This window comes from Caulobacter sp. D5 (assembly GCF_003185805.1).
Taxonomy (GTDB): Bacteria; Pseudomonadota; Alphaproteobacteria; order Caulobacterales; family Caulobacteraceae; genus Caulobacter.
This window is the reverse complement of the sequence record NZ_QHJY01000226.1, coordinates 1-19517: the sequence shown is the minus strand read 5'-3', so window position 1 is coordinate 19517 and position 19517 is coordinate 1. Positions and strand designations below refer to the sequence as shown.

Annotated in this window: 20 protein-coding genes and 1 pseudogene; 11 read left to right on the top strand and 10 right to left on the bottom strand. The window is 68.9% G+C overall.

Annotation, left to right across the window (positions count from 1 at the left end; genetic code table 11):
- Both DMC18_RS15455 and DMC18_RS15450 read left to right on the top strand, forming a co-directional pair.
- Positions 1 to 300 (top strand): annotated as a pseudogene (locus DMC18_RS15455) (hypothetical protein); the annotation flags it as partial.
- Positions 301 to 416: 116 nt separating this feature from the next.
- A complete protein-coding gene (locus DMC18_RS15450; RefSeq protein WP_110121763.1) occupies positions 417 to 1646 on the top strand; it encodes an FAD-dependent oxidoreductase in 1230 nt (409 codons plus the stop codon).
- Between the two features lie 82 nt (positions 1647 to 1728).
- Here the strand turns inward: DMC18_RS15450 and DMC18_RS15445 are convergent, their stop codons facing one another.
- Both DMC18_RS15445 and DMC18_RS15440 read right to left on the bottom strand, forming a co-directional pair.
- The gene (locus DMC18_RS15445) at positions 1729 to 2223 is read right to left on the bottom strand and encodes a cupin domain-containing protein (RefSeq protein ID WP_233245362.1); all 495 of its coding nucleotides are present in this window, start codon (positions 2221 to 2223) and stop codon (positions 1729 to 1731) included.
- A gap of 11 nt (positions 2224 to 2234) precedes the next feature.
- A complete protein-coding gene (locus DMC18_RS15440; protein ID WP_110121762.1) occupies positions 2235 to 2993 on the bottom strand; it encodes an SDR family oxidoreductase in 759 nt (252 codons plus the stop codon).
- A 101-nt stretch (positions 2994 to 3094) separates the two neighbouring features.
- Here DMC18_RS15440 and DMC18_RS15435 point away from each other — a divergent pair, with 101 nt between their 5' ends.
- Positions 3095 to 3991 carry a LysR family transcriptional regulator gene (locus DMC18_RS15435; protein WP_110121761.1) on the top strand — a complete coding sequence of 299 codons (897 nt, stop codon included), beginning with the start codon at positions 3095 to 3097 and terminating at the stop codon, positions 3989 to 3991.
- Between the two features lie 106 nt (positions 3992 to 4097).
- Here the strand turns inward: DMC18_RS15435 and DMC18_RS15430 are convergent, their stop codons facing one another.
- A complete protein-coding gene (locus DMC18_RS15430) occupies positions 4098 to 4784 on the bottom strand; it encodes an isochorismatase family protein (RefSeq protein WP_199228600.1) in 687 nt (228 codons plus the stop codon).
- Between the two features lie 11 nt (positions 4785 to 4795).
- Positions 4796 to 5452 carry a hypothetical protein gene (locus DMC18_RS15425; protein WP_110121760.1) on the bottom strand — a complete coding sequence of 219 codons (657 nt, stop codon included), beginning with the start codon at positions 5450 to 5452 and terminating at the stop codon, positions 4796 to 4798.
- 191 nt (positions 5453 to 5643) lie between these two features.
- Between DMC18_RS15425 and DMC18_RS15420 the strand changes: the two genes are divergently transcribed.
- Positions 5644 to 6237, top strand: a complete 594-nt coding sequence (locus DMC18_RS15420; protein WP_110121759.1) for a CAP domain-containing protein — start codon at positions 5644 to 5646, stop codon at positions 6235 to 6237.
- Positions 6238 to 6405: 168 nt separating this feature from the next.
- Here the strand turns inward: DMC18_RS15420 and DMC18_RS15415 are convergent, their stop codons facing one another.
- Positions 6406 to 7644, bottom strand: a complete 1239-nt coding sequence (locus DMC18_RS15415) for a CaiB/BaiF CoA-transferase family protein (RefSeq protein WP_110121758.1) — start codon at positions 7642 to 7644, stop codon at positions 6406 to 6408.
- 90 nt (positions 7645 to 7734) lie between these two features.
- Between DMC18_RS15415 and DMC18_RS15410 the strand changes: the two genes are divergently transcribed.
- The 4 genes from DMC18_RS15410 to DMC18_RS15395 all read left to right on the top strand — a co-directional run bounded on the left by DMC18_RS15410 (position 7735) and on the right by DMC18_RS15395 (position 11581).
- Positions 7735 to 9006 (top strand): MFS transporter, encoded by a 1272-nt coding sequence (locus DMC18_RS15410; RefSeq protein ID WP_110121757.1) that lies wholly within the window; start codon positions 7735 to 7737, stop codon positions 9004 to 9006.
- 86 nt (positions 9007 to 9092) lie between these two features.
- Entirely contained in the window at positions 9093 to 10331 is a 1239-nt protein-coding gene (locus DMC18_RS15405) for a class I SAM-dependent methyltransferase (protein ID WP_110121756.1), read from the top strand.
- Positions 10328 to 10684, top strand: a complete 357-nt coding sequence (locus DMC18_RS15400) for a hypothetical protein (RefSeq protein WP_110121755.1) — start codon at positions 10328 to 10330, stop codon at positions 10682 to 10684. Before DMC18_RS15405 ends, DMC18_RS15400 begins: the two co-directional genes overlap by 4 nt.
- 21 nt (positions 10685 to 10705) lie before the next feature.
- The gene (locus DMC18_RS15395) at positions 10706 to 11581 is read left to right on the top strand and encodes a VOC family protein (protein ID WP_110121754.1); all 876 of its coding nucleotides are present in this window, start codon (positions 10706 to 10708) and stop codon (positions 11579 to 11581) included.
- A 373-nt stretch (positions 11582 to 11954) separates the two neighbouring features.
- Here DMC18_RS15395 and DMC18_RS15385 read toward each other — a convergent pair whose 3' ends face one another.
- On the bottom strand, positions 11955 to 13796 hold the full coding sequence (locus DMC18_RS15385; RefSeq protein ID WP_110121752.1) for an alpha/beta fold hydrolase: 1842 nt from the start codon (positions 13794 to 13796) through the stop codon (positions 11955 to 11957).
- Between the two features lie 163 nt (positions 13797 to 13959).
- On the opposite strand from DMC18_RS15385, the gene DMC18_RS15380 reads away from it, so the two are divergent.
- Positions 13960 to 14676 carry an SDR family oxidoreductase gene (locus DMC18_RS15380; protein ID WP_110121751.1) on the top strand — a complete coding sequence of 239 codons (717 nt, stop codon included), beginning with the start codon at positions 13960 to 13962 and terminating at the stop codon, positions 14674 to 14676.
- Between the two features lie 210 nt (positions 14677 to 14886).
- Here DMC18_RS15380 and DMC18_RS15375 read toward each other — a convergent pair whose 3' ends face one another.
- The 4 genes from DMC18_RS15375 to DMC18_RS15360 form a co-directional block, all read right to left on the bottom strand.
- Positions 14887 to 15273 carry a response regulator gene (locus tag DMC18_RS15375; RefSeq protein WP_110121750.1) on the bottom strand — a complete coding sequence of 129 codons (387 nt, stop codon included), beginning with the start codon at positions 15271 to 15273 and terminating at the stop codon, positions 14887 to 14889.
- A gap of 109 nt (positions 15274 to 15382) precedes the next feature.
- Positions 15383 to 16006 carry a glutathione S-transferase family protein gene (locus DMC18_RS15370; protein WP_158285918.1) on the bottom strand — a complete coding sequence of 208 codons (624 nt, stop codon included), beginning with the start codon at positions 16004 to 16006 and terminating at the stop codon, positions 15383 to 15385.
- Between the two features lie 13 nt (positions 16007 to 16019).
- Positions 16020 to 17219, bottom strand: coding sequence for an NAD(P)/FAD-dependent oxidoreductase (locus DMC18_RS15365; protein WP_110121748.1), 1200 nt, complete (start codon positions 17217 to 17219; stop codon positions 16020 to 16022).
- 71 nt (positions 17220 to 17290) lie between these two features.
- Positions 17291 to 17581 carry a DUF1330 domain-containing protein gene (locus DMC18_RS15360; RefSeq protein WP_158285917.1) on the bottom strand — a complete coding sequence of 97 codons (291 nt, stop codon included), beginning with the start codon at positions 17579 to 17581 and terminating at the stop codon, positions 17291 to 17293.
- Between the two features lie 177 nt (positions 17582 to 17758).
- On the opposite strand from DMC18_RS15360, the gene DMC18_RS15355 reads away from it, so the two are divergent.
- Together DMC18_RS15355 and DMC18_RS15350 are read left to right on the top strand one after the other, a co-directional pair.
- Positions 17759 to 18505, top strand: coding sequence for an arylmalonate decarboxylase (locus tag DMC18_RS15355; RefSeq protein WP_110121746.1), 747 nt, complete (start codon positions 17759 to 17761; stop codon positions 18503 to 18505).
- An 18-nt stretch (positions 18506 to 18523) separates the two neighbouring features.
- Entirely contained in the window at positions 18524 to 19456 is a 933-nt protein-coding gene (locus DMC18_RS15350; RefSeq protein ID WP_110121745.1) for a polysaccharide deacetylase, read from the top strand.
- The last annotated feature ends 61 nt before the right edge of the window (positions 19457 to 19517 follow it).

Here is a 19517-nt window from a genome sequence, read left to right as displayed (position 1 = left end):
AAGAGCTCGGCCGCCTGCGCCCCCGGCGCGACCCCGCCGCCTCCCCCGCCGCCCCGCGCCTACAACGACCGCTACGACGACTACGACCGCAACGCCGGCGGCTACGACGACGCCCAGTATGACCGTCGCGGCGGCTACAGCTACGAGTCCGAGCGCTCCTACCGGGTGACCGAGGGCCGCGCCGACGCCAACGGCTGCACCCTGGCCGAAAGCCCGATCTATCTGCCCGACGGCCGCACCCAGAAGCGCTTCGTCCGCGTCTGCCCCGACGCCTCGGGCCGCTATCAGGTCGTCGACTAAGCTTCGGATTTCCTCCCCGAAATCCCATACTGAGGGCCGCCAGCTCCCCCGCTGGCGGCCTTTTCTTTTGCCCGGTCCCTGTCGGAACCACCGCCCCGCCCTGCTATTGAGATCGCATGACAGACGTCGACATCGCGATCGTGGGCGCCGGGGCGGCGGGCCTGGCCGCCGCCGGGGAAGTCGCCGCCAGCGGCCGTTCTGGCCTGCTGCTGGAAGCCCGCGACCGGCTGGGCGGACGCGGCTGGACGATCCCCTCGCCCGTCGGGCCGCTGGACCTGGGCTGCGAGTGGCTGCACTCGGCCGACCGCAACCCGCTGGTCGCCCGGTTCGAGGCCCTGGGCCTGACCATCGACCGCACCCCGCCGCCCTGGGCCAATATCGCCGACAACCCCGCCTTCGACCGCGAGGAGCGCGCCGCGTTCGGCGCGGCCTTCCAGGCCCTGGACGAGCGACTGGCCGCCGCGGCCGAGGACGGCGGTCCTGACCGCCCCGCGTCGCAACTGATGCTGCCCGGCGATCCCTGGAACCCGCTGCTGAACGCCTTCAGCGCCTTCTACAACGGCGCCGAGTTCGACCAGGTCTCGCTGCACGACTACGCCGCCTATGACGACAGCGAGGTCGACTGGCGCTTGGCCGAAGGCTACGGCGCGGGCCTCGCCCGCCTGGCGCCCGCCCTGCCGACGCGGCTCTCCACGCCGGTGACCACCATCCGCCACGACGGCCCGCGCCTGGTGCTGGAGACGCCGCAGGGCGCGATCAGCGCCCGGGCGGCGATCGTCTGCGTCCCCACCGCGATCCTGGCCTCAGGCGCCCTGCGCTTCTTCCCCGAACTGCCGGACAAGCTGGACGCCGCCGCCGGCCTGCCGCTGGGCCTGGCCGACAAGGTGTTCCTCCAGGTCGACGAGCCCGAGGCCTTCCAGCCCGAGAGCCAGCTGTTCGGCGATCCCCGCAGGACCGCGACGGGCGCCTATCACCTGCTCCCGCTGCACCGGCCGGTGATCGAGGTGTTCCTCGGCGGCGCCCACGCCCGGTCGCTGGAAGGCGAAGGCCCGGGCGCGGCGGCAGCCTTCGCGATCGACGAACTGGTCGGCCTCTACGGCTCGGGCCTGCGCTCGCGCGTCCATGTACTGGCGGAAACCGCCTGGGCCGCCGACCCGTTCGCCGGCGGTTCCTACTCCCACGCCCTGCCCGGCCGCGCCGGCGACCGCGCCCGGCTGGCGACGCCGGTCGATGACCGGATCTTCTTCGCTGGCGAGGCCTGCTCGCCCGACGCCTTCTCCACGGCCCACGGGGCCTGGCTCACCGGCGTCGAGGCCGGGCGGGCGGCGGTGGCGGCGGTGGGCTGAGACCGCTACGGCGATCGACGCCACAAGCGGGCGCGACCAAGTCAGCTTGGGTGGGGAGCGGCAGCGCGCTGCCTAGCGCTGTCTACAAGCGCGGTGGACCGGCCAGGTACTCCTCGTCGGTCACCTTCTCCATCCAGATCACGGCCTTGCCGTCCAGGGCTTCCTGAACCGCGATGTGGGTCATCGCGGTCGTGGGGCTGGCCCCGTGCCAGTGCTTGTGGCCGGGAGGACACCAGATGGTGTCGCCCGCTCGGATCTCGACGATCGGCTCCCCCTCGCACTGGGTCCAGCCTGCGCCGGCTGTGACGATCAAGATCTGACCCAGCGGGTGGGTGTGCCAGGCGCTGCGAGCGCCCGGCTCGAAGGTGACGTAGGCGGCCGACACCCGGGCCGGCTCGGACGCGACGTGGAGTGGATCGATGCGGACGGTTCCGGTGAAGAACTCGGCGGGCCCTTTCTGGGATGGCTGAGAGCCGGCGCGTTTGAGTTGCATGATGATATCCTTGGCAAGGTTCGCCTGGGCGAAGGCGGGAGCCGCCAGCGCCAGGGAAAGGACGGTGATGACGGAAAGGTTCATCGGGCCGGTCCTCAGTGGGCGACGAAGCCACCATCGACCGGCAGGGCCACGCCCAGCACGAAGCTGGCGCCCGGACTACACAGCCACAGGACGGCGGACGCGATTTCCTCGGGACGTCCCATGCGGCCGATCGGCTGCTCCTTGAGGAATTCCGTCATGGCCGCTGGATCGATCGCGTCGCCCATGGGCGTCTCGATGCAGCCAGGACAGATGGCGTTGACACGGATGCCGCGCTTGGCGTTGTCCATGGCCGCGCTTTTGGTCAGACCGATCACGCCATGCTTGGTCGCGTGATAGGCCGCGCGGCCTGGCAGGCCGACAAGGCCGCCCAGCGACGAGCAGTTGACGATCGCGCCGCTCCCCTGCTTCCGCATCTGGATGAGTTCGTGCTTCATGCAGGCCCAGACACCGCGCAGATTGACGGCGGCGACCTGGTCGAAACCCGCGCCAGTCTCCTCGGTCATGTCGCACATCGGACCCAGGATCCCGGCATTGTTGTAGGCCATGTCCAGCCGGCCGAACGCGGCGATGGTCTGCGCGACCAGCGACTCGGCCTGATCTTCGTTCGCGACGTCGCAGACCACGGCTTTCACACGGTGTCCGGCGGCCGCAAGGTCACCCGTGGCGCTCGCCAGGGCGATTTCATTGATGTCACTGAGCACTACCGCCGCGCCGGCCTGAGCAAAGGCCCGAGCCGTCGCCAAGCCGAGACCGGAGCTGGCGCCCGTGACAAGTGCGACCTGGCCGGTGAAATCATAGGTGGGGAGCATGGTTTTCCGATCGGCAACTTTGATGTTGCAAAACGATAGGCCGCGACCTTTCCAGCGATTAGCCGCTATTAATCGCATGAAGTTATGAGAAGGCTTCATGAATGGCGCGCGAAAACCTGAACGACCTGGTCGCCTTCGTGGCGGTCGCACGCGAGCAGAGCTTCACCCGCGCGGCCGCCAAGCTGGGTGTGTCGCAATCAGCCCTGAGCCATACGATACGGTTGCTTGAGGCCCGTCTTGGCGTGCGATTACTGACCCGCACCACGCGCAGCGTCTCGCCCACCGAGGCCGGCGCACGGCTTTTCCGGAACATCGCTCCGCATTTCGAAGAGATCGAGGCCGAACTGGCGGCCTTGAGCGACGTCCGCGACAAGCCGTCGGGCACGGTGCGGATCACGGCGGCGGACTACACGATCAACGCGCTGCTCTGGCCCAAGCTCGACGCGCTGTTACACGACTATCCCGACATCAAGGTAGAGCTGGTTGTCGATTACGGCCTCACCGACATCGTCGTCGAGCGTTTCGATGCGGGCGTGCGCCTGGGAGAACAGGTAGCCAAGGACATGATCTCGATGCGGATCGGCCCGGACGTCCGGTTCGCCGTGGTGGCCGCCCCCTCCTATTTGCAAGGCCGCACTCGACCGGCAAAGCCCCAGGACCTGCTCGGTCATTCTTGCATCAACCTGCGCCTGCCGACCTACGGCAGCTTCTACGCCTGGGAGTTCGAGAAAGACGGCCAGGAACTGCGAGTGCGGGTCGAGGGCCAATTAGCCTTCAACAGCGTCCTGAACATTCTGGACGCGGCCGTGGCTGGGCATGGCCTGGCCCACATGCCAGAGGAGCTCGCCGCGCCGTTCCTGGCCGACGGGCGATTGGTGCGGCTGCTGGAGGACTGGTGCCCCTATTGGGAGGGCTATCACCTCTACTATCCCAGCCGCCGCCAGGCCTTGCCGGCGTTCCAGGTCGTGCTGGACGCGCTTCGATACAGGCAGGGCTAGACCTTGCTTAAGCAGATCCAGAGCTTCCGACGTCAGCATGGGGTCGTCAGCGGACGTTGAAGTTCGCGCCCGCACGTCAGTTCTCCGGAGACGGGCTGAGGTCCTCTCACCCCTTCAGCCAGGCCGCCGCCTCTTCCACGTCGACCACGTCCGCGTACTTCAGCTGAAGATCCGTCAGGTTGGCGAAGTGGTAGCTCTCGTGCTTGTCGGCCACGCACTGCTCGGGAACGATGGTGCGGTAGCCGCGCGACAGGCTCTCCACCGCGCTGGCCCGCACGCAGCCGCTGGTCGAGCCGCCGGTCAGGATCACGGTGTCGATCTTGTGCCAGACCAGATAGCTCTGCAGCGGGCTCTCGAAGAAGGCGCTGGGCATGCGCTTGTCGTAGACGAGGTCCACGGCCGCATCGATCTCGACGCGCGGGTCGAAGGCGTGGCGTTCGCTGTCCTGCTTGATGTTCTGCAGGCTGTCGGGCGTGTCGGTGCGCGTACCCCAGACGCCGGCGTCGCCGCCGTCGGGCTTGTACATCACCCGCGTCCAGATCACCGGCATGCCGCGCAAGCGGGCCAGAGCCGACAGGCGGTTCACGTGGGCGATCTGGTCGGGATCGGTGACGTAGGCGCTCTTGGGGAACAGGTCGGGCCGGGTATAGGCCTGCTGGAAGTCGATATTGACCACCGCCGCCTTGGACCCGAAGCCGAAGCGGGCGCGGGCCGGATTGGCCTTCACCGCCTCGTAGAGCTGCCGGGCGGTCTTGTCCTCGGTCACCATGGTCGGTTCGAAACGCAGGGTCATGGCGAGCTCCGTCAGGTTGGGGTGAAGAGGCCGAGGAACGCGGCCCCGATCAGCAAGGCCCAGAGGGTCAGCACCACGGGACGCGTGGCCTCCAGCACGGCGCTGATCGCCGCGTCGCTTTCCGGCGTCGGGCCGGTGGTCAGCATGGTGGTCACCGGCGCGCCCAGCGGGGCCAGCTGGCGGCGGATCAAGAGGCCGCAGGAGATGGCGATCGCCAGGATCAGCATCTTCAGGGCGATGAACAGCGGCGCGGCGACCAGGCCCGCCAGGCTGGCGAGCGCGTAGCCGCCCAGGCCCGCCAGCACGCCCCAGCGGATGGCGATGTCGATGCGGCGGATCCCGGCCTTGGGCGGGCTGTGGTGAATGTGGATGCTCCAGGCCATGATCAGCCAGAACAGGCACAGCGCCCAGACCGCCGCCACGGCCACGGGCGAGACGTCCCACCAGCCCTTGACCTTGGCCAGGGTCAGGCCCGTCGGCAGGGCCAGGATCAGGCAGGTGCGCGGCGCCATGTCGATGTCGTTGAGCACGCGCAGGGCCAGGCCCCGCTCCTTCACCGTGCGCGCCGGGTCGGTCAGGTAGCGCGAGATGTAGAAGGCCCCCAGGTCCCCGCCCAGCCAGTAGACGAAGACCAGCACGTGCAGCAGCGTCAGCAGAGCGAGAAGCATCGTGGAATCCGGCGGTTGTCGTGCCGCCTTGATGCCGCCTCCCCAGGCGCCGGGGCGGCTCGTCGCCGAATTTATCGCCTCGCGGATAGCCAGACCGCGCGCTGACGCCCGCGACGTTCGGCGGCGCCGTGCGAATCCGAAGAAGCGTGCTAAGGCACAGACCGAGGGGCTTTCCGATCTTGTAGGTACCCATGCGTTCTTACCGTCGCCCAGTGCTGGCGCTCGCCGGCTTGCTGCTGCTTGCCTTGCCCCGGATGGCCGCCGCCCAGACCCAGGAGCAGGCGGTGCTCGACGAAATCAACTATGTGCGGACCAATCCCCAGGCCTACGCCCGCGAACTGAGCCGCGACCAGGGCCTCTATCGCGAGGATCCGCAGGCGCTGGACGAGGCCGTCGCCGAACTGCAACGCCAGCGTCCCCTGCCGCCGCTCACCTCGGACGGGCGCATCGACGACGCGGCCCGCGACCACGCCCGCGTCCAAGGCTCGCGCGGCGACGTCGGCCACGGCGCGAGCGGAAGCCTGGGCCAGCGACTGCGCAAGTACGGCGTCTATGCCGGCATGTCGGCCGAGAACATCTCCTACGGCTACGAGGACCCGCGCGACGTGGTGCGCCAGCTGATCGTCGACAGCCGCGTGCCCGGCCGCGGCCACCGCCGCAACATCCTGTCGACCGGCTACAGCAGCGCCGGCGTCGCCTGCGGCGGCCACCGCTCGTACGGCGCCATGTGCGTCATCGACTTCGCCGGAGCCATGCCCGAAGGCGTGGCGCGGGCGGCGCGGTAGGGATCTCCATCACCCCCGCTATTTTTTACCGAGCATCCCCGCGAAGGCGGGGATCCAAGCCGAGTCCGCGGGCGCTCCACGGCCGCGCCCCATCCCGAAAACCTGCTTGGATCCCCGCCTTCGCGGGGAAGATCGGATCTGGGTGGGCTCAGTAGATATCGACAGGCGTTAGATCACTCCCGCTGCCGCCAACTCGGCGATCTCGGCCTCGCTCTTGCCCAGCCCCGTCAGCACCGCCGCCGTATCCGCCCCGAGGCTCGGCGGCGGACGTTCGACCACGACAGGCGTCCTCGACGCCCGGATCGGCGAGGCCACCGTGCGGATCGGCGTGGCGAGATCGTCCCGCGCCTGCTCGACGACGAGGCCGCGATGCAGCGCCTGCGGCTCCTCGAACACCTGGTCGATGGTGTTGATCGGCCCACACGGCACGCCGGCCGCCTCCAGCAGGGCGATCCAGGCCTTGGTCTCGCGGCCGGCCAGGATCGGCGCCATGGCCTGGGCCAGCTGCGTCCGCGCCGCCACCCGCTGGGCGTTGGTGGTGAAACGCGGATCCTCACCTAGCTCCGGCGCACCGGCGGCCTTGGCGAAGGCCCTGAACTGCCCGTCGTTGCCTACCGCCAGCACCATCGCCCCGTCAGCCGTGGCGAACACCTGATAGGGCGCGAGGTTCGGATGGGCGTTGCCCAGCCGCCCCGGCGCCTGGCCGGTGGCGAAATAGTTGCTGGCCTGGTTGGCCAGGACGGCGGCCTGCACGTCGAACAGGGCGATGTCCATGTGCTGTCCCTCCCCCGTCGCCCGCGCATGCAGCAAGCCGCAGAGGATGGCGTTGGCCGCATAGAGGCCGGTGAACAGGTCGACGACCGCCACCCCCACCTTCATCGGCTCGGCGCCGTCGGCCCCGTCCGGCTGGCCGGTGATCGACATCAACCCGCCCATGGCCTGGATCATGTAGTCGTAGCCGGCCCGCGCCGCATAGGGCCCGGTCTGGCCAAAGCCCGTGATCGAGCAGTAGACCAGCCTCGGATTGATCGCCGCCAGGCTCTCGTAGTCGAGGCCGTACTTGGCCAGGCCCCCGACCTTGAAGTTCTCGACCACCACGTCGGCCTCGGCCGCCATCTGGCGGATCAGCGCCGCGCCACGCGGGTCGGCCATGTCGATGGTCACCGAGCGCTTGTTGCGGTTGGCGCAGGTGAAATAGGCCGCGTCGCCCCGGCTCCCATCCACCCGCTCGAAAAAGGGCGGCCCCCAGGCCCGGGTGTCGTCGCCGACTCCCGGCCGTTCGACCTTCACGACCTCGGCGCCCATGTCGGCCAGGGCCTGGGTCGCCCAGGGACCGGCCAGCACGCGGGAAAGATCGAGCACCTTGACCCCCGAAAGGGCGGCGCCGGGCCTGACGTCTGATCGCAAGGCGACTGCTCCGGATATTCCTGTTGCGGGCGACTTCCATCGCCCCAGGCTGCCTCGCCTACCGATGTGATCGCGGCGGGGCAAACGGCGATGGCGAAACTATCCGAATTCAAACAGGGCTGGCCGCTGCTGCTCAGCGTCGTGCTTGGCGTTGGCCTGGGTCTTTCGCCCCTGCCCTTCTACAGCATCGGCATGCTGGCCCCGCAGCTGGCCAAGGAGTTCGGCTGGAGCTTCGCCTCGATCATGCTGGGCCTGCCGGTCGCCACGGTCGCGGTGATGATCGTCGGCCCGATCATCGGCTGGCTGGGCGACAGGATCGGGGTGCGGCCGGTGGCGATCGCCTCGCTGGTGCTGTTCGCCTTCGCCTTCATGGCCTTTTCGCTGACCAAGGGCTCGCTGCCGCTGTTCTACCTGAACTGGGCGCTGATGGGCGCGGTCGGGGCCGGCACCCTGCCCACCACCTGGACCCGGGCGATCAACAACGGCTTCGAGACCAACAAGGGCCTGGCCCTGGGGATCGCCCTGATGGGCACCGGCGTGTTCGGCTTTCTGATCAAGCCTTTCCTGATGTGGATGATCGAGGCCCACGGCTGGCGGGCTGCCTATCTGGTCACCGGCGCCCTGCCCCTGGTCATCGCCCTGCCGGTGGCCCTGCTGGCCTTCAAGGACCCCGGCGTCGGCCGCGTCCACACCGAGAGCGCCCCGCTACCGGGCCTGACCCTGCCGCAGGCTTTGCGCGATGCGAAGTTCTGGCTGATCGCCGGCGGCTTCCTGCTGTTCTCGTTCGCCATCGCCGGCCCGCTGCCCAATCTGGAAAACATGCTGAAGCTGAAGGGCTTCACCAAGGCCGAGATCGTCAGCCTGGCGCCCGTCGTCGGCCTGTCGGTGATCGCCGGACGCGTGGCCGGCGGCTGGCTGGTCGACCGCTTCTGGGCCCCGGCCGTGGCGCTGGTGCTGCTGTGCCTGCCGGCTCTGGGCTGCCTGATCCTGCACGGCCAGGACCCTGGCTTCACCGGCGCGCTGGTCGCCATCGCCCTGGTCGGGGTCGCGGCGGGCATGGAGTTCGACCTCTTGGCCTTCCTGATCGCCCGCTATTTCGGAGCACGGTCCTACTCGACCCTCTACGGCTGTCTCTACTGCGCCTATGCGGCAGGGTCGGGCCTGGGGCCGGTGGCCTTCGGGGCCGACTTCGACCGCAGCGGCGGCTACCAGCTGTCGCTGGTCGTGGCGACCGTACTGCTGGTGCTGGGCGGCCTCGTCCTGCTGCCGCTGGGCCGCTACCGCTTCGCCGCCACGCACGCGGTCGAGGAAGCCAGAGTCGAAGCGGCCGCCGGAGAGCGGGTCGCCGTCCCCGGCGCCTGATCCCCGGCAGTCGGATTTTCGCGCCGAGGCGCTCCCACGCTCCGCCCGACGGGCGCAAGCTGACGCCGATTGAGTAGGAGTGCGCCATGACCGGTCGCGTCAACGAAGGGCCGATCCAGGCCTATGACGGCCCGCCCGACTATCGCAAGGTCGGCCGCCACGGGGTGTTTCCCGAGATGTCGCACGACGAGATCGAGCGGCTGAACGTCCTGGCCCAGCTCAACCGCCACCTGTCGACCCGCCTCATCCCCGGCGTGAAGCAGGCCTGGGAGACCCGCGTCGAACCGGCCTTCCAGAAGACCCACGGCCGCGCCCCCGAGGATCGCCACGAGGTCCGCAAGGCCCTGCTGAAGGATCCCGCCTTCCAGACCTGGTCGGCCCTGCGTCGCCTGACCATGGAGCAGCGCCAGCAGGCCGGCCGCTGGACCACCCTGCGCCAGGCCGAGGAACTGGCCGCCAAGGCCGCCGCGCTGAACGCCAGCTCTGGCCAGCTGGAACTCGATCCCACCCTGCCGATCCCGCGCTACGTCTCGGCGGTGGACCACCACTGCATGCCCGGCAGCTATCACGTCGAGCGCTTCGAGGGCGACGTCTCGGGCGGCGCCAACTACGACCATGGCGGCTTCGCCACCACCGGGGGCCTCTTGGGCCGCTTCTCCGACGGCGGCGGCCACGCCGTGGTGCGCTGGGTCAAGCGCCGGCTGCCGGACTTCAAGCCCAGGCGCATCCTCGACATCGGCGCCACCGTCGGTCACAGCGTCCTGCCGATCGCCCAGGCCTTCCCGGACGCCGAAGTGGTGGCCATCGACGTCGGCGGGCCGATGCTGCGCTACGCCGCCGCCCGCGCCGCCTCGCTGGGCGTGGCCAACATCCGCTTCGTCCAGGCCGACGGTGCCGATCTGTCGCGCTTCGAAAACGAGAGCTTCGACTGGGTGCAGACCACCATGTTCCTGCACGAACTGTCGCTCACCTCGATGAAGGCCATCTTCGCCGAGAGCCGCCGCGTGCTCGCGCCCGGCGGCGTCGTCCTGCACGTCGAGCAGCCGCAGTACGCGCCGACCATGCCGCTGTTCGAGCAGGCCATGCGCGACTGGGACGCCTTCTACAACAACGAGCCGTTCTGGAGCACGCTGCACGAGATCGACCTGGACGCCCGCATGGTCGAGGCCGGCTTCGCCGCCGACGAGCTGATCCATGACGGCGTCACCGCCGTGGTCGACCGCGAGGTCTTCCCCGACGCCGCCGACGACGACAGCGAAGACTATGGGCGAAAAGCAGCCTGGCGCGTGATCGGAGCCCGGAAGGCCTCCAAGGAAGCACAATGAGCATCGCAGACGCCCTGGCCGACGCCGGCGCCAAGCCCGCCGGCAAGCGCCCCTATTTCTTCGCCAATCCCGAGGTCGAGCGCGTGCTGGCCGTGACCATGGCCGTGGTCCAGGAACTGGCCGTCACCCGCGCCCGGCTCGACACGCTGGAGCGCGTGCTGGAGGCCCAGGGCGGTTTCGACCGCGCGCAGATCGAACGCTTCGAACCGTCGGCCCAAGCCGCCGCCGAGCGCGGCCTGTGGCTGCAGGAGTATCTCGCCCGCGTGCTGCGCATCGTCCAGCAAGAGGCCGAGGCCGCCGTCGCGACGGGTGATGTCGCCTCCGAAGACGTGGCCGTCGAGCTGCGCGACTAGCTTTTTTTCAGGACCTGATCGATGAACCTTCTTAGGGCCGCCACCCTGGTGACGCCGAACGTCGCCGCGACCGCGCAGCGCTACGCCCAATGGCTGGACTACACGGTGGTCGAGCAGGGCGAGGTCCCCGCCGACCTCGCCGCCAGCTGGGGCGCCCCGGCCAGCGCCGGCCGCCCCTACGCCGTGCTGCAACCGGCCAGCGGCGCCGACGTCTTCCTGCGCTTCGTCGAGGGCGATCCGGTGCCGGAATACCGCCCCCTGCGCACCTACGGCTGGGCGGCGATCGAGATCTGCTGCCAGGACGTCATGGCCGTGAACGAGCGCATGCAGTCCGCGCCGTTCGAGATCATCGGCCCGCCCAAGCGCATCGACGGCCTGCCCACCATCCATCCGATGCAGGTCAAGGGTCCGGACGGCGAGATCGTCTACCTCACCGAGATCGTCTCGCCCGGCAACGGCCTGCCCCATCCCGGCAGCCTGATCGACAAGCTGTTCATCCTCGTCCTGGCCAGCGACGACATGGACGCCAGCGGCGCCTGGTTCGGCCAGACCCTGGGCCTGGACGTCGGCGCGCCGATGACCATCGTCTACAACATGATCAACGACGCCTTCGAGCTCCCCAAGGACAGCCGCCACGCCCTGGCGACGGCGACCTATCAGAAGGACGTCTTCCTCGAGTTCGACCAGTACCCGGCCGAAGCCACCGTGCGCCCCGGCCACGCCGGCGCCCTGCCGCCGGGGATCGCGATCTGCACGCTCAAGCACCCGGATTTCGACAGCGTCCAGGGCGACTGGATCGTCGCCCCCACAGCCCGCGACGGCGCCGTCTACGGCGGCAAGCGCGCCGGCGTGCTGCGCGCGCCGGGCGGGGCGCTGGTCGAAGTGGTGGAGGTCTAGCGCGCCTCCCGAGCAACCGAACGGCTACTCGGGATACTATGAGCGCCTAGCTGGTGTGACAGGTCGGAGAGCAGTACTTGCACCCATTGGATTGCGAGTAGTAGCGCTTCGCCTCAGTCACAGCTGGGCTGCAACTCGAAAAATCGCCCAAGTATGTCTTGCTGCTGGGCATCCAACCGCAACCATCGACGTGGACCTCATGGTCCCCGTTGGTTTGAGCGTTGTTGTTTACATAGTAGCTAGCCATTGTTCCCTCCCTGTTTCTAGAAGCGGCTTAGCCTTGCTAGGAGGCACGGAAGGAACAGGGACTTTTGTGCCAATCGTCACATTTTGCCGCGTATTTTTCGCGACAAAGTGACGCAGAAACAGTCACTTACAGCGTCACCACGACCTTCCCGAACGCGCCCTGGTCGGCGCGGGCGTAGGCGCCTTCGATGGCGTCGAGGCCGAACACCGCGTCGACCACAGGGACAATGCCCTTGGCCGCCACGAAGTCCGACAGCGCCTGGTGGTCGGCGCGCGAGCCGACCGAGATCGCCGTGGCGCGCTGGGCGGCCATGACCATGGCCGAGGCGTCCAGCGTGCCGCCGAAGCCGTCCAGCGCGCCGATGACGGCCACGTGGCCGCCGACGCCGAGCGCGCCTTGCGACCTGGCCAGGGTGCCGGCGCCGCCCAGTTCCAGGGCGTGCTGCACCCCACCCAAGGAGGCCTCCTTCACCGGGACTTCCCAGTCGGGCGTGGTGCGGTAGTTCACCGTCAGGTCGGCGCCCAGCTGCGCCGCCCGGGCCAGCTTGGCGTCGTCGCCGCCGACCACGGCCACCTTGGCCCCGAAGGCCTTGGCGATCTGCAGCCCCCACAGCGAGACGCCGCCGGTGCCCAGGGTCACCACCCAGTCGCCGGCCTGAAGGCCGCCATGGGTGACCAGCGATGACCATGCGGTGACGCCCGAGCAGGTCAGGGTCGCGCCCTGCACGAAGTCCAGGCTGTCGGGCAGCTTCACGACGCCGCCGGCCGACAGCACCACGTGCTGCGCCAGCACGCCCGCACCGCCCGCGCCCAGCGACGAGATCACCGCCGGGAAGGTGATGCGGCCGCCGGCCCAGTTCTGGAAGAAGGTCGAGGCGACGCGGTCGCCCACGGCCAGGTCCTCGACGCCTTCACCGACCGCGACGATCTCGCCGGCGGCGTCCGACAGCGGGGTGAAGCCGTCGGCCTCGCCCACCGGATACCAGCCCTGGCGGATCATCACGTCGCGGCGGTTCAGGGCCACGGCGCGCACCCGCACCAGCACCTCGCCCGGCCCCGGCGTCGGGACCGGCACGATGCTATCGGCCAGCTCGAAGCCCTGGCCGGCGCGGACGAGGGAGAAACGGCGATTGGTCATGGGCGGGGTCCACTGAAGGGGGCTGTTCGGAGGCGTGGTTTCGACGCCGGCCGCGAAGGCCAGCAGGGTCTCGGCGAAGATCTCGGGTTCCAGCTCGGGCGCGGCGACGCCGGTCTTGCCCTGGGTGGTGACCACCACGCCCGGGCGGGCCTTGCGGATGCGGCCGACGAAGCCGGCCAGCGGATCGTCCGCCGCCTGCAACACGGTCACCGGGCAGGTCACGCCCTCGAAGACGCTGGCGAAATCCTGATCGAAGATCGCCCCGAAGGCCTGGTTGCGGCCGTCCGGCGCGCCGATCGCGCCCAGGAACTCGGTCTGCACCAGCTGGGCGTCGAAGCGGGGCAGCAGCCCCTTCATCGTTCCCCAGGACTGGATCAGATAGGCGCCGTGCGCGTCGATCGGCGCGGCCTGGCCGACCTGGGCGCGGAACATCTCGCGCTCCTCGGCGGTGGCGAACAGCACGCCGTTCAGCAGCAGCGAGCGCACGCGGTCGGGCGCGGCCACGGCGATCTCGGCGCCGATGTGGGTGCCGGTATGGTGGCCGGCCAGGTGGAAACGCTCGACGCCCAGGGCGTCCAGCGCCGCCAGCAGCCAGGCGCCGTAGTCCACCGTCGAGGGCAGGCCTTCCGGCTTGAACGACTGGCCAAAGCCGGGCGTGTCCAGCGCGATCGCAGCGCGGCGACCGGCCAGGCGCGCCAGCACGCCGTCGAAGCAGGCCGAGCTGACCGGGGTGCGGTGCAGAAGCACGATCGGATCGCCGGGGCCGTCCACCCGGCGCAGGTGCACCTGGCCGGCGGGCGTATCGGCATAGGCTTTGCGGATGAGCGTCACGGGGGCTCCAGCGGAATCTTCGAGCCTCGGTCCTAGCGCCCGGTCCTCGCGGGCTCCGCCCGCCCGAGGCCGTTATCCGCACAGCGGCGAAGATCGCGGCCGCCCAGCCCTCGCCTTCAAGGCCGGTTCAAGTCGGCGCCAGCAACGAACAAGAGAGCACGCCATGACCACGGTCCTGATCACCGGCGCCAATCGCGGCATCGGCCTGGAGCACGCCCGCCAATACGCCGCCGCCGGCGCGGACGTCATCGCCACCTGCCGCGACCCGGCCGCCGCCGCCGAGCTGCAAGCCATCGCCGCCGCCCATCCGGGCAAGGTGCGGATCGAGGCCCTGTCGGTGAACGACGCCGCGTCCGTCGCCGCCCTGGCCGAGCGGCTCAAGGGCGCAGCCATCGACGTGCTGATCAACAACGCCGGCACCTACGGTCCCATCCCCCTGCCCGACGGCATGGCCCACCAGACCCTGTCCGGCATGGACTACGACATCTGGGCCGACATCCTGGCCACCAACGTCGTCTCACCGTTCCGCATCACCGCCGCCCTGATCGACAACCTCAAGGCCGGCGAGACCAAGACCATCGTCATGATGTCCAGCGGCCTCGCCTCGATCGGAACCAATGTCTACGGCGGCTCGCACGCCTACCGCTCGTCCAAGGCGGCGCTGAACATGCTGGCCAAGGGCCTGGCCGTGGAGCTGAAGGGCGACGGCGTCACCGTCATCGCCATGGCCCCCGGCTGGACCCGCACCGCCCTGGGCGGCCCCGACGCCCCCTACTCCGTCGAGGAAAGCGTCGCCGGCCAGCAGAAGGTGATCGCCGGGCTGAGCCTGGACGATACGGGCAAGTTCCTGGATCTGGCGGGGGCCGAGGTGGCTTGGTGAGGCCTTCCTCCATCGGGAGATGGTTCCTACTTGCCGGATCCCACCTTCCGTAAAATCCCCGCGAAAGCGGGGACCCAGGTGTTTTATCGTCGAGCGCCGTAGGTTTCAGAAAAAGCCTGGGTCCCCGCTTTCGCGGGGATTTTACGGGGTGGGATAGCGCCGCCAGCGGCGTAACCCTTCCCCCATAGGCAGAGTTCTCGGTCAGCGCCCCTACCGCAAGTTCAGCACCGCATAGACCTTCTCCACCACCTGCTGCGGCGAGAACGGCTTGAGGAGATAGGTGGTCGCCCCCGCGCCCATGGCGGCGGCGATGCGGTCCAGGCGACCATCGCCGGTCAGCATGACCACCGGCGTGTCGCGATGCGCCTCGTCGGCGCGCAGCATCTTCAGCAGTTCGGTGCCGTCGACGTCGGGCATGCGGATGTCGATCAGCCAGATCGAGGGCTTGTCCATCGCCGCCGCGTGCAGCGCGCTGCGGGCGCTCTCGAACGCCTGGACGAGATAGCCAGACTTGGCCAGCGCCCCTTCGAGGAAGGTGAGCAGCACCGGGTCGTCATCGACCACGAACACCCGCCCCTTGATCCAGTTGCGCTCCATGCGGCCTCGTTGCGCGTTAACCGTGCGAGCCACACTCTCACAAGGCTTTGCGGTCGAAAACGGCGCGCAGGTTGCAGCCGGGAACAGCTCGCCCCGGCTGCTTTTCCGTTCAGCCGTACGCCATGCCCCGCTGCACGCCGGGCCGCGTTCCGATGAAGCCTTCGTAGCGCGCCAGGTTCGGATACGGACCAAGCCCGCCCTCCAGCCGCTTGGCCGAATTGGCCACCACCGGGAAGAACAGCGCGTCGAGGATCGTGAACCGCCCGCCCAGCATGTAGTCGCGGGTCGAAAGCCGCGCGTCGAACGCCGCCAGCTGCTCGTGGCAGTCGGCGATCGAGCGCTCGATCAGCCACGGCGTCTTCTCGGGCGCCAGGAAGGTCGCCACGAACTGGTTGGTGAAGGCCCCGGCCACCGACGACGACACCGCCGAGGCCCACATCAGGAACTCGGCCTGTTCGGCCGCCCCCTTGGGCAGCAGCGCACCGCCGGCTTTCTCGGCCAGGTACCAGGCGATGGCCAGGGTCTCGGAGACGACGATCGGCGCGCCGTCCGGCCCGTCGGGATCGACGATGGCCGGCGCCTTGCCGAACGGGCTCAGCGCCTTGTAGGCGGCCTGCTTGTGCTCGCCGGCCATCAGGTCGATCGGGGTGGCCGCATAGGCCAGCCCCGTCTCCTCCAGCACGATCCGCGCCTTCTGACCGTTGGCCGTGTTGACGGTGTGAAACTGGATCATCGCTGCAAGCTCCTCAGGCCGTGGCCGCTTCGAGCTCGAGGCTCTTGTACATCGACTGCAGCAGCAGGTACTCGCGGCGCTGGTCCGGGTCGGCCAGGATCTGGCGCATCTTGGCCTCGCGCTCGGCATAGGCCTCGGCGGTGCCGGCCTCCATCGCCGCCTTGTTGGCGATGGTCTGGGTCTGGATGAACTTGTGCATCACCGCCCGCCGCTGGCGGTCGTAGAGCGGCAGCAGCTTCTCCGGATCGGCCTTGTCCTGCAGGATGGCGACCAGCTTCTCGGTCAGGCTCCAGACGTCGTGGATGCCCGAGTTCATGCCGAACCCGCCCAGCGGATTGTTGAGGTGGGCGGCGTCGCCCGCCAGCAGCACCCGGCCCACATGGTAGGTCTTGGCCACCCGCTGGTGCACCTTGTAGAGCGTGCGGTGCACGGTCTGCACGGTCTCGCCGTCACCGATCAGCCCGCCCAGCACCTCGGCCTTCTTGGCGTCCGACAGCAGGCTCTCGTCGCTCTCGTCGCCGTTGGCCGGCACCAGGATCCGCCACAGAGACGGCACCCGCAGCAGCACGCACCATTCCTTGGGATCGGCCACGTAGTTGACGTGGGCCAGCCCGTTGAAGTGGTCCTCCAGCGGCCAGTCGGTCGACAGGGTCAGGAACTTCTCCGGATAGGTGAAGCCCTCGAACTCGATGTCCAGCCACTTGCGCACGATCGAATTGGCCCCGTCGGCGCCGATCAGATAGTCGCAGCGCACCTGCTCTATGCCGAACGGCGCCTCGATCGAGACGGTGACGCCCTGGTCGTCCTGGGTGAAGTGGGCCAGGCGGTGCGAGAACCGCACCTGCCCGTTGGGATGGCCGGCCAGCTTCTCGGTCAGCAGGCGCGCCAGCTTGAACTGCTCGCACTGCAGCCGGTACGGATGCTCGCTGATGTCGGACAGCTCGCCCATGTCGAAGGCCAGCACCTCGCCCGTCGTGCGGTTGCGATAGTGATAGACCGGCGCGCGCAGGCCCTGGGCCTCCAGGTCCTCCAGCACGCCCAGCGCCTTCATCATGTCGAGCGTCGGCGGATGCATGGTCGAGGCCCGAAGGTCCTCGGGACAGCGCGGCGCGCTCTCCAGCAGCAACACATCGACGCCGAGCTGCGCCAGCCGATAGGCGGCCACCGAGCCCACGGGCCCGGCGCCCGCTACGACGACTTGGAATCGTTCCACGGAACCTCGCTAGTTTTTGGTCGGCGGGTGCGGGCGCGGCTTCCCCACGCGCCCCGTCACACGCGTCAATCTCAGTCGACGACGATCATGCGGACCACGACGGTTCCCGCGCCCTGGCGCAGGACCTTGGCGGCCTGGTACTCCGGCGAATGCAGGTAGGCCTTGGCGGCCGCGGCGTCGGGATAGCGGGTGACGATCACGCGCTCGCCCTCGGGCACCTCGCCCTCCAGGACCTCGGTGACCGGCCCCCGCACATAGGTCTCGCCGCCGAAGCGCTCGGCGAGGCCGGCGATGGCCTTCACATATTCCCCGAAGCGGGGCGCGTCGGTGATGACGGTCGTCGCGATGATAAAAGCGGCCATGGTCTCGTCCCCCGGGGAGAATTTCCGTTGTGGTTCAACGACGACCCTAGCGACGCCCGCCCATCCCGCTTCCCCGGCGCTTTTTCCTATCCGCCGGGCGGATATCGGCCGCTGGGCTGCGGCGCGGACGATCCGGCTTTGCCATTCCTCGGCCATCGAAACGTCGAGGGAAGCGTCATGCCGGATTCATTGGGACACCGCCTGAAGTATGCGGTGATCGCGCCGTCGACCAACACCAGCGTCCAGCCCGAATACGACGACATGCGCCCGCGCGGCGTCACCAACCACTTCCAGCGGATCGCCATTCCGGACACCAAGGTCACCGACGACGAGTCGTTCATGGTGATGCTGCAGAACATCCGCGACGCGACGATGGACAGCGTCGACGTCGCCATGAGCATGGACCCGGCCTGCGTGGTCATGGGCATGTCGGCCGAGACCTTCTGGGACGGCGCCGACGGCGCCGAACGCCTGACCCAGCGCATGCTGGAGCGCACCAAGGGCGTTCCGGTGGTCATGGGCTCCACCGCCGTCGACGCGGCGCTGAAGGCCTATGGCGGCATCAAGAAGATCGGGGTCATCACCCCCTACATGCCGGTCGGCGACAACCAGGTGCGCAAGTTCTTCGAGGACCTGGGCTACGAAGTCATCCAGGTGAAGGGCTTGAAATCGCCCTCGCCGATGCTGATCGCCCACGAAAGCCCGCAGACGCTGAAGCGCGCGGCCATCGAGGTCTCGGAAGGCGCCGACGCCGTCGTCCAGTGCGGCACCAACCTGGCCTTCGCCAAGGTCGCCGGCATCGCCGAGTTCTGGCTGGAAAAGCCGGTCGTGGCCATCAACACCGCCACCTACTGGCATGCTCTCCGGAGCATGGGAATTACCGACAAGATCGACGGCTTCGGCTCGCTCCTGCTCGAGCACTAGGGATCAAAGGGCATCAGTATGGAATACGATTACGTTCCGCTTCCGCACCGCAAGCCGCTGACCTGGCCAAACGGCGCGCGCGTGGCCCTGGTCCTGACCTTCAACCTGGAGACCTGGGACCTCACCAAGCCGACCAAGGAGAAGTACTACGCCGGCGGGCCGCCGATCCTGCCCGACGTGCTGGCCGGCGATACGCCCGACTTCCCCAACTACACCTGGCGAGAATACGGCCAGCGGGTGGGCATCTGGCGGCTGTTCGACCTCTTCGACGAGATGGGGATCAAGGCCAGCTGCACCACCAACGCGGTGACCTTCGAGCGCCGCAAGGCCATGACCGACGCCTGCCTGGAGCGCGGCTGGGAGCTTCTGGCCCACAACTGGGAACAGGGCGAACTGCTGACCGACTTCGCCCATGACCCGGCCAAGGAGCGCGACATCGTCCTGCGCTCGCTGGAGCAATACGAGCGCTTCGTCGGCAAGCGGGCCAAGGGCTGGCTGTCCTCGTCGCTGCGCGGCACGCTGCAGACCGCCGACATCCTGGCCGAGCACGGCTGCACCTTCTATTGCGACCTGCTCAACGACGATCAGCCCTACCTGCTGCGCACGCCCAACGGCCCGATCGTCTCGACGCCCTATTCCAACGAGATCAACGACTTCACCCTGCTCACCCGCCGCGGCCACACCACCGACGAATACCGCGACGTGCTGATCGAGGAACTGAACGTCCTCTACAAGGAAGGCGCCACCTCGGGCCGGCTGATGAACGTCGGCCTCCACCCGCACGTCTCGGGCCGGGCCTATCGGATCCGCGCCCTGCGCGAGTTCATCCAGCACGCCAAGAGCCTGCCGGGCGTGTGGTTCGCCACGCGCGAGGAGATCGCCGACTGGTATCTGGCCAACCACGAGAGCCACATCCCGACGGGCGCTTCCCCCAATAAGGCTGGCCAGTGACCAGCGTCGCCCAGCGCCTGCGCGAGCGGCTGGCGGCCGGCCCCGACGGCCGCCGCCGGCT

Excerpts from the sequence above, each read along its gene's own strand:
- DMC18_RS15440 (WP_110121762.1), bottom strand. The coding sequence starts at position 2,993 with ATGCTCCCCACCTATGATTTCACCGGCCAGGTCGCACTTGTCACGGGC.
- DMC18_RS15430 (WP_199228600.1), bottom strand. The coding sequence starts at position 4,784 with ATGACCCTGCGTTTCGAACCGACCATGGTGACCGAGGACAAGACCGCC.
- DMC18_RS15405 (WP_110121756.1), top strand. The coding sequence starts at position 9,093 with ATGACCGGTCGCGTCAACGAAGGGCCGATCCAGGCCTATGACGGCCCG.
- DMC18_RS15450 (WP_110121763.1), top strand. The coding sequence starts at position 417 with ATGACAGACGTCGACATCGCGATCGTGGGCGCCGGGGCGGCGGGCCTG.
- DMC18_RS15410 (WP_110121757.1), top strand. The coding sequence starts at position 7,735 with ATGGCGAAACTATCCGAATTCAAACAGGGCTGGCCGCTGCTGCTCAGC.
- DMC18_RS15445 (WP_233245362.1), bottom strand. The coding sequence starts at position 2,223 with ATGAACCTTTCCGTCATCACCGTCCTTTCCCTGGCGCTGGCGGCTCCC.
- DMC18_RS15425 (WP_110121760.1), bottom strand. The coding sequence starts at position 5,452 with ATGCTTCTCGCTCTGCTGACGCTGCTGCACGTGCTGGTCTTCGTCTAC.
- DMC18_RS15350 (WP_110121745.1), top strand. The coding sequence starts at position 18,524 with ATGGAATACGATTACGTTCCGCTTCCGCACCGCAAGCCGCTGACCTGG.
- DMC18_RS15420 (WP_110121759.1), top strand. The coding sequence starts at position 5,644 with ATGCGTTCTTACCGTCGCCCAGTGCTGGCGCTCGCCGGCTTGCTGCTG.
- DMC18_RS15395 (WP_110121754.1), top strand. The coding sequence starts at position 10,706 with ATGAACCTTCTTAGGGCCGCCACCCTGGTGACGCCGAACGTCGCCGCG.
- DMC18_RS15360 (WP_158285917.1), bottom strand. The coding sequence starts at position 17,581 with ATGGCCGCTTTTATCATCGCGACGACCGTCATCACCGACGCGCCCCGC.
- DMC18_RS15380 (WP_110121751.1), top strand. The coding sequence starts at position 13,960 with ATGACCACGGTCCTGATCACCGGCGCCAATCGCGGCATCGGCCTGGAG.
- DMC18_RS15435 (WP_110121761.1), top strand. The coding sequence starts at position 3,095 with ATGGCGCGCGAAAACCTGAACGACCTGGTCGCCTTCGTGGCGGTCGCA.
- DMC18_RS15400 (WP_110121755.1), top strand. The coding sequence starts at position 10,328 with ATGAGCATCGCAGACGCCCTGGCCGACGCCGGCGCCAAGCCCGCCGGC.
- DMC18_RS15375 (WP_110121750.1), bottom strand. The coding sequence starts at position 15,273 with ATGGAGCGCAACTGGATCAAGGGGCGGGTGTTCGTGGTCGATGACGAC.
- DMC18_RS15370 (WP_158285918.1), bottom strand. The coding sequence starts at position 16,006 with ATGATCCAGTTTCACACCGTCAACACGGCCAACGGTCAGAAGGCGCGG.
- DMC18_RS15355 (WP_110121746.1), top strand. The coding sequence starts at position 17,759 with ATGCCGGATTCATTGGGACACCGCCTGAAGTATGCGGTGATCGCGCCG.